Origin of the sequence: Streptomyces sp. RFCAC02, from assembly GCF_004193175.1 — a bacterium.
Classification (GTDB): domain Bacteria; phylum Actinomycetota; class Actinomycetes; order Streptomycetales; family Streptomycetaceae; genus Streptomyces.
The window spans coordinates 468029-479431 of the sequence record NZ_SAUH01000001.1 but is presented as its reverse complement, the minus strand read 5'-3'; the positions used below and the strand labels follow the sequence as shown (position 1 = coordinate 479431).

11 protein-coding genes are annotated in these 11403 nt (G+C 76.2%); 7 read left to right on the top strand and 4 right to left on the bottom strand.

The genetic code is table 11. The features are described from left to right. Positions 1 to 26: 26 nt before the first annotated feature. Positions 27 to 611 (bottom strand): hypothetical protein, encoded by a 585-nt coding sequence (locus tag EMA09_RS02030; RefSeq protein WP_129838292.1) that lies wholly within the window; start codon positions 609 to 611, stop codon positions 27 to 29. A 245-nt stretch (positions 612 to 856) separates the two neighbouring features. On the opposite strand from EMA09_RS02030, the gene EMA09_RS02025 reads away from it, so the two are divergent. The 3 genes from EMA09_RS02025 to EMA09_RS02015 all read left to right on the top strand — a co-directional run bounded on the left by EMA09_RS02025 (position 857) and on the right by EMA09_RS02015 (position 4083). Then, positions 857 to 2194, top strand: coding sequence for a peptidase C39 family protein (locus EMA09_RS02025; RefSeq protein WP_129843783.1), 1338 nt, complete (start codon positions 857 to 859; stop codon positions 2192 to 2194). Positions 2195 to 2360: 166 nt separating this feature from the next. Next, positions 2361 to 2843 (top strand): cupin domain-containing protein, encoded by a 483-nt coding sequence (locus EMA09_RS02020; RefSeq protein WP_129838291.1) that lies wholly within the window; start codon positions 2361 to 2363, stop codon positions 2841 to 2843. Positions 2844 to 2898: 55 nt separating this feature from the next. Beyond that, complete coding sequence (locus EMA09_RS02015) at positions 2899 to 4083, top strand: acyl-CoA dehydrogenase family protein (RefSeq protein WP_129838289.1); 1185 nt, start codon at positions 2899 to 2901, stop codon at positions 4081 to 4083. 25 nt (positions 4084 to 4108) lie between these two features. Here EMA09_RS02015 and EMA09_RS02010 read toward each other — a convergent pair whose 3' ends face one another. After that, positions 4109 to 4492 carry a hypothetical protein gene (locus EMA09_RS02010; RefSeq protein WP_129838287.1) on the bottom strand — a complete coding sequence of 128 codons (384 nt, stop codon included), beginning with the start codon at positions 4490 to 4492 and terminating at the stop codon, positions 4109 to 4111. Positions 4493 to 4703: 211 nt separating this feature from the next. Here EMA09_RS02010 and EMA09_RS02005 point away from each other — a divergent pair, with 211 nt between their 5' ends. The 4 genes from EMA09_RS02005 (at position 4704) to fxsA (ending at position 9891) form a co-directional block, all read left to right on the top strand. Then, entirely contained in the window at positions 4704 to 5144 is a 441-nt protein-coding gene (locus EMA09_RS02005; RefSeq protein ID WP_129838285.1) for an Lrp/AsnC family transcriptional regulator, read from the top strand. A 43-nt stretch (positions 5145 to 5187) separates the two neighbouring features. Next, complete coding sequence (locus EMA09_RS02000; RefSeq protein WP_129838283.1) at positions 5188 to 6828, top strand: amidohydrolase; 1641 nt, start codon at positions 5188 to 5190, stop codon at positions 6826 to 6828. Positions 6829 to 7300: 472 nt separating this feature from the next. After that, complete coding sequence (lnt, locus tag EMA09_RS01995; protein ID WP_129838281.1) at positions 7301 to 9016, top strand: apolipoprotein N-acyltransferase; 1716 nt, start codon at positions 7301 to 7303, stop codon at positions 9014 to 9016. 269 nt (positions 9017 to 9285) lie between these two features. Beyond that, complete coding sequence (gene fxsA / locus EMA09_RS01990) at positions 9286 to 9891, top strand: FxsA family membrane protein (protein ID WP_129838279.1); 606 nt, start codon at positions 9286 to 9288, stop codon at positions 9889 to 9891. A gap of 147 nt (positions 9892 to 10038) precedes the next feature. On the opposite strand, the gene EMA09_RS01985 is transcribed toward fxsA, so the two are convergent. Together EMA09_RS01985 and EMA09_RS01980 are read right to left on the bottom strand one after the other, a co-directional pair. Beyond that, a complete protein-coding gene (locus tag EMA09_RS01985; RefSeq protein ID WP_129838277.1) occupies positions 10039 to 10413 on the bottom strand; it encodes an RNA polymerase-binding protein RbpA in 375 nt (124 codons plus the stop codon). Between the two features lie 169 nt (positions 10414 to 10582). Next, positions 10583 to 11308, bottom strand: coding sequence for a hypothetical protein (locus tag EMA09_RS01980; protein ID WP_346655801.1), 726 nt, complete (start codon positions 11306 to 11308; stop codon positions 10583 to 10585). Positions 11309 to 11403 lie beyond the last annotated feature (95 nt).

The following is an 11403-nucleotide window of genomic DNA, read 5'->3' as shown; positions in this document are numbered from 1 at the left end:
GCCCGGCCGGGGCCCGCCCCGCGGCCTCACCCGGTGGCGCGGTACCCGGCGCCCGCCGGGGCGATCAGGATATCCGCAAAGGGACGTGACGGGTCGTCGGCGAAGTGACGGCGCTCGGCCCCGACCCAGTCCCGCCAGAATCCGGCCAGCCCGGGACCGTCGCGCCGCAGCCCTCTGGCCCACGCGGTGTCCGCCGGCACGTCCATCCACACTAGCAGGGACAGGTGCGGGCGCAGCGCGCGGCGTCCGGCGCCGACCCCCTCCAGCAGCACGACCGGTGCCGGGGGGCAGGCCGCCCGGGCGGTGAACGCCCGGCGTTCCCAGTCGTACACGGGGTAGCGGGCCGTCGTGCCGTGCGCGAGCGGCGCGAGGAGGTGGCGGGCGAGCGGTGCCGTCCAGTCGAAGAAGGCCGCATGGCTCGCGAAGTCGTCGAGCCGTACGACGGGCGCGCCGTCCAGGGCGGCGGCGAGGCGGCGGGCGAGGGTGCTCTTGCCGGACCCGGCGTGCCCGTCGATGCCGATCAGCCGCACGCCGCCGAGCCGGGGCGGGGCGCTCCGCGCGCGGCCGGGGAGTCCGGCGAGCGTGTCGTCGGGGGCGGGGGCGGGGGGCACCGGGTCAGCGTAGCCGGGCGCGGCGCGGCGGCCGTCAGAGGTCGGGACCAATATTGCTTCGGCGGCTCCGCGGGGAATTACTGGCCGTCACGGTCCCGAGCGGTGATAGTGGTGGCCAGCCGCGCCGGGCCGTCCGCCCGGCGCACCGGCGGCCCCTGCCGGAGACGAGACCGGGAGACAGCACCGTGACCACAACGCCGCGCCGAACCGTACTCGCCGCCGTCGCAGCCGCGGTCGGCACCTCCATGACGCTCGGGGCGGCCACCGCCACCGGCGCCGACCGCGAAGGGCGGGGCCACGGCCACGGCCGGGGCCGCGGCCGGGACGACGACGCACCCGCCACGGAGTCCACCATCGAGTACACCGCCTGGGTCACGGCCGCCGACTGGCGGGCCGGCACCGGCCGGGGTGTCGCCGTCCGCCCGTCGGGCCGCGCCGGCATCACCCTCGCCCGCCCCGAGGGCACCGTCGACTACACCGACCCGCACACCGGGCGGACGGCGGCCTGGGAGTACGCCACCTGGCTCTCCCCGGTCCACACGGCGGCCGTGCCGGCCACCGAACTGATCGCCTCCTGGAACGCCGACACCCCCGCCGGAACGTTCCTGCGCATCGAGGCGCTGGCGACCTACGCGGACGGCACCGACAGCCCCTGGTACACGCTGGGCGTCTGGGCCGCGGGCGACGAGGACATCCGCCGCACCTCCGTCGACGGTCAGGGGGACGGCACGTCCTCCGTGTGGACGGACACCCTCGCCGTCGACGACGCGGCGAGCGGCTCGCGCATCGCCGCGTGGCGGCTGCGGCTCACCCTGCACCGCGCCCCCGGCTCGGCCGCGACGCCGACGGTGTGGCGGCTCGGCGCGATGACGTCGGACGTACCGGACCGCTTCGAGGTGCCCGCCAGCGAGCCGGGCGCCGCCGCCGGGCGGGAGGTGTCCGTGCCCCGCTACTCGCAGAACATCCACATCGGTCAGTACCCGGAGTACGACAACGGCGGCGAGGCGTGGTGCAGCCCGACGTCGTCGCAGATGATCATCGAGTCCTGGGGGCACCGGCCGACCGCCGAGCAACTGGCCTGGGTGGACCCGGCGTTCGCCGATCCCCAGGTGTGCCACGCGGCCCGGTACACGTTCGACCACCAGTACGGCGGCTGCGGCAACTGGCCGTTCAACGCCGCCTACGCCGCCACCTACGAGGGGCTCCAGGGCGTCGTCACGCGCATCGCCTCCCTCGCGGACGCCGAGCGCCTCGTGGCGGCCGGGATCCCGCTCATCACCTCGCAGTCCTTCCACGAGGCCGAGCTCGACGGCGCCGGCTACGGGACCTCGGGCCACCTGATGACGGTCATCGGCTTCACGGCGGACGGCGACGTCGTCGCGAACGACCCGGCGAGCGACTCCAACGACGCCGTCCGCCGGGTCTACCCGCGCCGGCAGTTCGAGAACATCTGGCTGCGGACGAAGCGCCACGACGCGTCCGGCGCGGTGCGCAGCGGCACGGGGGGCGTCTGCTACCTGTACTTCCCGGCCCGCCCCACACACGCCCAGCGGGCGGCCCTGGCGGCCGTGGGCGTGCGCTGACGCCGGGACGCCGGGCGCGGCCACGGGCGCAACTGCCCCCGGAGCACGGGGAGTCGGTGCGTGCGCCGGCGTGCGCCCGGCGTGCGTAGGGGGCGTGCGCGATGGGTAGGGCGCAGGCGTGGTCGCGCGGTGCACGCGCGGAGTGGTGCGACATGGAGGAGGGGCCATGGAGAAACGTTCCGGCGCGCGGGGGAGAGGCATCCGGGGGCGGCATGGCGTCCTGGCGGCCGCCGGAGCGGCGGCGCTCGCCCTCGTCCCCGCGTCAGCGGGCGCCACGCCCGGTACGGGAGTCACCGCGTACACGGTCGCGGAGGGCAGCGCCCCCGACGGCATCAGCATCACCACCGACGGACCTACCGACGTGACCGTCCGCGTCATCACCATCGAGCCCGGGGGCACCACCGGCTGGCACTACCACGAGGGACCCCTGCTCGCCGTCGTCGTCTCCGGGACCCTCACCCGCGTCCTGGAGGACTGCTCCGTCGAGGTCTCCACGGCCGGCGACACGGTCGTCGAGACACCCGGCGCGGGGCATGTGCACACGGGCCGCAACCTCGGCACCGAGCCCGTCGTTCTCCACGCGACGTACGTGGTTCCCGAGGGCAGCCCGCTCGCGACCGACGCCGATCCGCCGGCCTGCGCCTCCTGAACTCCGTGCCCGCCCACCGCAGCGCAACGGCGCGCCCGACGTGTGGAGGAGCCCGATGCCGAACGCTGGACAACCCGCCCCGCCCGCACCCCGCCGGCCCCCGCCGACCCCGGAGGCCGGGGAACTGCTGGCCCGCGTGAGGGATTTGGCCGCGCGGGAGATCGCCCCGCGGGCCGCCCCCGAGGAGGCGGCCGGGACCTTTCCCCGCGAGACGTTCCGCCGCCTGTCCGCCGCCGGACTCCTCGGCCTGCCCTACCCGGCCGAGCACGGCGGCGGCGCGCAGCCGTACGAGGTGTACCTCCAGGTCCTCGAGGAGCTGGCCGCCGCCCGCCTCACCGTCGGCCTCGGCACCAGCGTCCACACCCTGGCGTGCCACGCGCTCGCCGGCCACGGCACGCCGCGGCAGCGCGCCGAGCACCTCCCGGCCATGCTGGGCGGCGGTCTCCTCGGCGCCTACTGCCTCTCCGAGCCGGGCGCGGGCTCGGACGCCTCGTCGCTGCGCACCCGCGCCGAACGGGACGGCGACACCTGGGTGATCGACGGCACCAAGGCGTGGATCACCCACGGCGGGGTCGCCGACTTCTACACCGTCCTCGCGCGGACGGGCGGCGAGGGGCCGCACGGCATCACGGCGTTCCTGGTCGCCGCCGGCACGCCGGGGCTCGGCGCCGCCCCGCCCGAGCGCAAGATGGGGATGAACGGGTCGCCCACCGCCCAGGTGCGGTTCGACGGTGTCCGGGTCCCCGACGCGCGGCGCCTCGGCGACGAGGGCCGCGGCTTCGCCATAGCGATGGAGGCGCTCGACGCCGGCCGCCTCGGGATCGCCGCCTGCTCGGTCGGCGTGGCGCGTGCCGCGTTCGACGAGGCGCTGGCGTTCGTCACCCGGCGGGGCGCGGCGGGGCGCCGCGTGGCCGATTTCCAGGCGACACGGTTCACGCTCGCCGACCTGGCCACCGGCATCGAGGCGGGGCGTGCCCTGTACCTGGAGGCCGCGCGCCTGCGGGACGCGGGAGCGCCGTTCGGCCGGCAGGCGGCGATGGCGAAGCTGTTCTGCTCCGACACGGCGATGCGGGTGACCACCGAGGCGGTCCAGCTCATGGGCGGCCACGGCTCTTCGGCCGATCTCCCCGCCGAACGCTATCTGCGGGAGGCGAAGGTCCTGCAGATCGTGGAGGGCACCAACCAGATCCAGCGCCTGGTCATCGCGCGTCACCTGGTCCCGCCGGAGCCGGCGGCCTGAGCCGCCCGCCCGCGCCGTCCGTGCGTCAGGCCGCCGTCCGCAGCGTCTCGACGCGCGGCTCGGCGGCGTCGGGACCGGTCGCGTGGGAGAACGGCTGGAGCCGCCAGTGCAGCGAGTCGGGGAGGGCCGCCAGCGTCACCGGCTCCACGAGCGGCGGGACCGGGACGCGCGCCAGGCCCTCGGCGTCGGCCGCGTGCCCCGACCCGGGGCAGACCGTCAGACCGAACGGATCCCACGGTGAGGGGCACACCGCGTGCTGCGGGACGACGCCGTCCTCCGGGTCGAGGGCGACCGCCCGCGCGCAGCCGGGGCACAGGACCCTGGGGAGGTCGTCGTCACCGTCGAAGTCCTCGTAGAGGTCGTCCTCCTCCTCGGGGACGGAGCGGTGGAGCTGCTTCACAGTGCGCATGGAAAATCCCCCTCGGGCGGCGCAGTGGCGTGGGCCACAGCAAGCACTTCCCGTCCGTTTGGGTGAATAATCGCCCCACTGAACGGCACACCCGCCCACGTTTGTGGCGTTCGTCACACAACTGTTGTGGAACCGTGTCCGTGCGCCCTCCCCGCGCCCGGCGGGGGGTGCGCCGGGCGCGCGGGCCGCCCGCCGGGTAGGTTACGGAGCCGTGGAGGAACTCGACCGGCGCATCGTCGAACTGCTCGTCAGGGACGGGCGCATGAGCTACACCGACCTGGGCAAGGCCACCGGCCTGTCCACCTCGGCCGTGCACCAGCGCGTCCGCAGGCTGGAGCAGCGGGGCGTCATCCGCGGCTACGCCGCCATCGTCGCGCCGGAGGCGGTCGGGCTGCCGCTGACGGCGTTCATCTCCGTGAAGCCGTTCGACCCGAGCGCACCCGACGACATCGCCGACCGCCTCGCCGGCGTCCCGGAGATCGAGGCGTGCCACAGCGTCGCGGGCGACGAGAACTACATCCTCAAGGTCCGCGTCGCCGAGCCCGCCGAACTCGAACTGCTCCTCGCCCGCATCCGGTCCCTCGCCGGCGTCTCCACCCGCACCACCGTCGTCCTGTCCACGCCGTACGAGTCGCGACCGCCCCGCGTGTGACCCCGCCCGGCGCCGCCGCGGGCCGGACCGCGAGACTGGGCGCATGACCGACAGCACCACCCCGGGCGCGCCTGGCCGCACCGTCCTGCTGCGCCGCGGCGAGGTCCACAGCCCCGCCGACCCGTTCGCCACCGCGATGGCCGTGGAGGGCGACCGCATCGCCTGGATCGGTTCCGAGGCCGCGGCCGACTCCCTGGCCGCGACGGCCGACGAGGTCGTCGACCTCGACGGCGCCCTCGTCACCCCCGCGTTCACCGACGCGCATGTGCACACCACGGCGACCGGGCTCGCGCTGACGGGCCTCGACCTCGCCGGCGCCGCGTCCCTGCCCGACGCCCTCGCCGCCATCGCGGCCCACGCCGCCGCGCACCCCACCGACCGGGTGCTCATCGGCCAGGGCTGGGACGCCACGCGCTGGCCCGAGCGGCGGCCCCCGACCCGCGCCGAACTCGACCGGGCCGCCGGCGGCCGCCCCCTGTACCTCGTCCGTGTGGACGCCCACTCGGCGCTCGCCACCACCGCGCTGCTCGACCTCGTCCCCGGCGTCACCGACCTGCCGGGCCACCACCCCGGCGGACCGCTCACCGGCGACGCCCACCACGCCGTCCGCCGCGCGGCCGACGCCTCCGTCGGCCCCGCCCAGCGCGCCGCCGCGCAGCGGGCCGCCCTCCGGCACGCCGCGTCCCTCGGCATCGGCAGCCTCCACGAGTGCGCGGGCCCCGAGATCTCCAGCGAGGACGACCTCACCGCGCTGCTCGCCCTCGCCGCCGCCGAGCCCGGCCCCCGCGTCCACGGGTACTGGGCCGAGGCCCTCACCGCCCCCGGCGACGCCGCACGCGTCCGCGCCCTCGGAGCCGTCGGCGCCGCGGGGGACCTCTTCGCCGACGGCTCCCTCGGCTCCCGCACGGCGCACCTGCACGCCCCCTACGCGGACGCGCCGCACACCGGCACCGCGTACCTCGACGCCGACGCCATCGCCGCCCACGTCACCGCCTGCACCGAGGCGGGCCTCCAGGCCGGGTTCCACGCCATCGGCGACGCCGCGGTCGACGCCGTGCTGCGCGGCTTCAGGACCGCAGCCGACCGCCTCGGCATCGCCCGCGTCCGCGCCCTGCGCCACCGTGTCGAGCACGCCGAGATGCTGAGCGCCGAAGCCGTCGCCGCCTTCGCCGACCTCGCGCTCACCGCCTCCGTCCAGCCCGGCTTCGACGCCGCCTGGGGCGGCCTCGACGGCATGTACGCCGAGCGGCTCGGCGCCGACCGGGCCGCCGCGCTGAACCCGTTCGCCGCCCTCCTGAAGGCCGGGGTGCCCCTCGCGTTCGGCTCCGACGCGCCCGTCACCCCGCTCGGCCCGTGGGCCGCGGTCCGCGCCGCCGCGCACCACCGCACCCCGGAGCACCGCGTCTCCGTCCGCGCCGCCTTCACCGCCCACACGCGCGGCGGCTGGCGTGCCATCGGCCGCGACGACGGCGGCGTCCTCGTGCCCGGCGCACCGGCCGACTACGCCCTGTGGGACACCGGGCCGCTACTGGTCCAGGCCCCCGACGACCGGGTGGCCCGCTGGTCGACCGACCCGCGCTCCGGCACGCCGGGCCTGCCGGACCTCGCGCCCGGCGCGCCGCTGCCCGTGTGCCTGCGGACCGTCGTCGGCGGCCGGGTGGTCCACGACCGGCTGAACGAGTGATCCCGGCCCGCCGCATACCGCCGAACGACGTGCGATCCCCGGCGCCCTGCGCGCCGCAAGCTCCGCACTGACCAGCCGGTTTGCGGCGAAGACGCAGGTCAGAGGGCTGTTGACACACCGCGGTCGTCGGGGGGTAGGTTCGGCCGGGTCCACCACAGGACGTCCGGCCGGCGCTCCCCTCCGCGCAGTCGTCGAACGCCGCTGGGCCACGGGGCGGAACGCCGCGCAGGCGCGCCGCCCGCGGGAGCCAGGTCCAGTGCGCCTGCGGCACGGGGGCGGATGGTTCCGTCCGGCCGGCTGGTGCGACCCGGGCCGGGCCCGGACGCTCAGTAGACAACGGCTTTCGGTCGACCCGCAGCCAGCGGGCACCGGGTCGGACCGAAGAGCGCCGGGTCCCGGTCCGCAGCCCGTCCCCCGTTCGCGGTACCGTCGTGTGTCATCGCCCGCTCAGCCCAGCAGGAGGGCCACGACCGTGCCAACGGGCTCAGAGACGACCACGGCCGGCGACGCGGCCGCCGGCGGCACGCCCGCCGGGACCGACGCCGCCCCCGACACGCCCGCGCCCCCGGCCGGGCGGCGTCCGGGCCGACTGCGCCGGATCGGCGCCTCGGCGCGCCGGCACTGGCGCGTCTCGCTGGTGGCGGCTCTCGCGGGGCTCGCGCTGACCGCCGCGTTCCCGCCCTACGACGTGTGGCCCCTGTCGATCGCGGCGCCGGCCGTGCTCGCCGTCCTGGTCCACGGCAGGACGGGGCGGCAGGGCGCGTGGCTCGGCTTCGCGTTCGCCGTCCCCTTCTTCGTGACCCTGCTGAGCTGGCTGCGGGTCATCGGCTGGGACGCCACGGTCGGGCTGTCCGTCGCCGAGGCCGCGTTCTTCCTGCCGATGGGCGCCGCGATGGCCGCCACGTCACGGCTGCGGTACTGGCCGCTGCTGACCGCCTGCCTGTGGGTGGCCCAGGAGTGGGCGCGGGACCGGGTGCCGTTCGGCGGCTTCCCCTGGGGCCGGCTCGCGTTCGCCAACACCGGCACGCCCTTCACGCCGCTGGCCGCGCTGGGCGGCGCGCCGCTGGTCACCTTCGCCGTCGCGCTGTCCGCCGCGCTCCTCGCCTGGGCCGCGCTGCGGCTGTACGCCCGCCGTGGCGCCCTCCGCACGGCGGACGGGGAGCGGCCCGCGCCGTCCTGGCGGCCGGCGGCGGGCGCCGCCGCCCTGGCGGTCGCCGCCGGCGCCGCCGGCTACGCCGTGCCGGTCCCCACCGACGCCGACGACACGGTCTCCGTGGCCGTCGTCCAGGGCAACGTGCAGCAGGCCGGCATGGACTTCCTCGGCCGGCCCATGATGATCCTGAACAACCACGTCGAGGCCACCCTCGAGCTGGCCGAGGACATCGACGCGGGCCGCGTGGAGCGCCCCGACCTCGTCCTGTGGCCGGAGAACTCCTCCGACCTCGACCCGTACCGCGAGCCCGAGGCCGCCGAGGCCATCGAGCGGGCCGTGCGCGCGGTCGGCGTCCCGGTGCTCGTCGGCGCCCTCGTGGACCACCCCACGGAGGAGGGGTACGTCGAGAACCAGGGCATCGTCTGGGACCCGGAGACCGGCCCCGGCGCGTCGTACACGAAGCAGCACCCCGTCCCGTTCGGCGAGTACGTGCCGTTCCGCGACCAGCTCAGCACGTTCATCTCGCGCCTGGAGCGCGTTCCCCGCGACTTCTGGCCGGGCGACCACACGGGCGTGCTGGACGTCGGACCGGCCCGCCTGGGCGACGTCATCTGCTTCGAGGTGGCGTACGACGGCATCGTCCGCGACACGGTGAACGCCGGCGCCCGCGCCCTCGTCGTCCAGACCAACAACGCCACCTACGGCCGCACCGGCCAGCCCGAGCAGCAGCTCGCCATGTCCCGGCTGCGGGCCGTCGAGCACGGCCGGGCCGTCGTGACGGTCGCGACCAGCGGCATCAGCGCCGTCGTGGCGCCCGACGGGACCGTCGAGCAGCGCACCGAGGAGTTCACGCAGGACGTCCTCCTCGCCGACCTGCCGCTGCGGGACGGCCGGACCGTCGCCGACCGCGTGGGCGCCGTGCCCGAGTGGGTGATCACGGCCGGCGGCCTGGCCGCGTGGGTCCTGGTCCTCGGCCGGCGGACCGCGGCCCGCCGCCGGGCACGGGCCGCGGCGTCCGACACCGCCGGCGCCTGACGGTCCCCCCGGCCCGCCGGAGGGGCGAGGCCGGGCGTGCCACGGCGTCGCGGACGGCGGCCGGGGTCCCCTGACCGCAGGCTCCGGACGGTGGCGTTCCCGGTCGGTTCCGCGCGGCCGGCCTGCGAGCCGCGGTTCGCCGCCCCGCCCCGGCGGTGACCAGGACAGTCCGGCTCCGGCGTCGGGCGAGGGACTGCCCGCACCCTTCGGTGCCCCGGTGAGCCGGTCCCGGTCGGACGCCGGGCGCGCGCCCGGGGCAGACTGGAGCCATGACGACCGGTTCCCCCTCCCCGTACCGAGACACCGGCCGCGGCACGGCCGGGTCGCCCACCGGACCGCGCCGCCGGCGCCGTCGCCCGTGGGCACCGATCGCCGTCGCTGTGTGGGCGCTGCTGGAGATCTGGCTCCTGACGCTCGTCGGCCGGGCCGCCGGCGGTATGACCGTGTTCCTGCTGCTCGTCGCCGGTGCGGTGGTGGGCGCGATCGTCATCAAACGGGCCGGCCGGCGCGCCTGGGCGCGGTTGACCGAGGGGCTGCGGCCGCCCGGGGCCGGGACGCAGGGGGGCGCCACCGCCACCCGCGGCGGCAACGGGCTCACGATGCTCGGCGGCCTCTTCCTGATGGTGCCGGGCATCATCTCGGACGTCGTGGGGCTGCTGTGCGTCTTCCCGCCCACGGCGCGGCTGCTGCGCCGCACCGCCGGCGGCTACCTGGCCCGCAGGAGGGGGCCGGTGGGCGAGGCGTTCCGCGACGCGCGGTGGGCGCGGGACCGCGCGCGTGTCCGGCGGCCCGACGGCCGGGTCGTCCCCGGCGAGGTCGTGCGCGACGAGACCGGCGACGGCTCAGCGCCGCGCGACGGGCGCCACGACGACTGACACCGCGGGGCGCCGGTCCCGGCGCCGGAGCAGCCACCCCCGTACATCTGTTCGTGGGGTGGCCGCGTCACCGGCGGGTGACGTGCCGCACGGCATGCGGAAGGGCCGACCCGCGCCGTCGGCGCGAGCCGGCCCTCCGGCGACCGGTCAGGCCGTCTTGCGGCTGTCCCTGGGGTGCACCGCGATGTTCATCGCACCCGAGCGCAGGACGGCGAGGCGCTCGGCGAGCACCTCCTCCAGCTCCTCGCGGGTGCGGCGCTCCATCAGCATGTCCCAGTGCGTGCGCGCGGGCTTGCCCTTCTTCTCCTCCGGCCCCTCGCCGTCCACCAGCAGGGCCTGGGCGCCGCACACCTTGCATTCCCACTCCGGTGGGATCTCCGCCTCGACCGAGAACGGCATCTCGAATCGATGGCCGTTCCGGCATGCGTACTCCACCGCCTGCCGCGGCGCCAGGTCGATGCCGCGGTCCGTCTCGTAGCTGGTCACCACGAGCCGCGTGCCGCGAAGAGCTCGCTCACTCATGAATCGTGCCTCCCGGGCTGGTCGCCCTCAGGACAGGTGTCGCTGTCGTCATCAGTCAGGTCAACGTCCGGTCGGCGGTGAAGATTCCCGATGCGGGGTCTGCGTCGCCCGTCGTGCCGCCCCTTCTTGTACCCACCGGCGTCCGGTTTGTCACATCTGTTCGGGGATGTCACCCGGCGTCCGCACAGGATGCCCCGGGGTAACGGCTCATCCGGCGGGACCGAAGGCGAAGGATACCCGGCCGTCGTCGCCCGTCGAAATCCATTCCGGTCTCCGTCCCCGATTCCGTTCCGCGTCGCCCTGCCGCCCCCCGCTCGGGAACGGTGAACACCCGGAGGAAGAGCTGGGCCAGCGGCCCGATGCCCAGGGCGTACACGACAGTACCCGCCCCGACGGTTCCCCCGAGCAGCGCCCCCGTCGCCAGGACGGTGACCTCGATCGCCGTGCGCATCGCGCGGATGGAACGTCCCGTGCGCCGGTGCAGCGCCGTCATCAGGCCGTCCCTGGGGCCGGGGCCGAAGCGGGCCGTGATGTACATGCCGGTGGCGGCGCCGTTCAGCACCACGGCGGCCAGCAGCAGGGCAATCTGCGCGGGCAGCGCGGTGGCGCGGGGGACGACGGTGAGGGCCGCGTCCATGACGGCGCCGACCAGCACGACGTTGGACACGGTGCCGAGCCCCGGCCGTTCGCGCAGGGGCAGCCACAGCAGCAGGACGGCGGCGCCCGCGATGATCACCACGGTGCCGATGGACAGCCCGGTGCGTTCGGCGACGCCCTGGTGGAACACGTCCCACGGATCGAGGCCGAGGCCGGCCCGCACCATCATGGCCATCGTCACGCCGTACAGGACGAGCCCGCCGTAGAGCTGGGCGAGACGGCGCGGATACTGCTGCATTGGCATCTCCTCTGGCGTCAGTGGCCCGATCGAAGGCAGGATGTGGCCTGATGGGAGGGGCGGTAAAGAGCCAATTCGGCAAAGGTGGTCGGAAT

Bases quoted from the DNA above. Each gene is read 5' to 3' on its own strand.
- fxsA (WP_129838279.1), top strand. From the start codon at position 9,286: ATGACGACCGGTTCCCCCTCCCCGTACCGAGACACCGGCCGCGGCACG.
- EMA09_RS02000 (WP_129838283.1), top strand. From the start codon at position 5,188: ATGACCGACAGCACCACCCCGGGCGCGCCTGGCCGCACCGTCCTGCTG.
- EMA09_RS02020 (WP_129838291.1), top strand. From the start codon at position 2,361: ATGGAGAAACGTTCCGGCGCGCGGGGGAGAGGCATCCGGGGGCGGCAT.
- EMA09_RS02025 (WP_129843783.1), top strand. From the start codon at position 857: ATGACGCTCGGGGCGGCCACCGCCACCGGCGCCGACCGCGAAGGGCGG.
- EMA09_RS01980 (WP_346655801.1), bottom strand. From the start codon at position 11,308: ATGCAGCAGTATCCGCGCCGTCTCGCCCAGCTCTACGGCGGGCTCGTC.
- EMA09_RS02015 (WP_129838289.1), top strand. From the start codon at position 2,899: ATGCCGAACGCTGGACAACCCGCCCCGCCCGCACCCCGCCGGCCCCCG.
- EMA09_RS01985 (WP_129838277.1), bottom strand. From the start codon at position 10,413: ATGAGTGAGCGAGCTCTTCGCGGCACGCGGCTCGTGGTGACCAGCTAC.
- EMA09_RS02010 (WP_129838287.1), bottom strand. From the start codon at position 4,492: ATGCGCACTGTGAAGCAGCTCCACCGCTCCGTCCCCGAGGAGGAGGAC.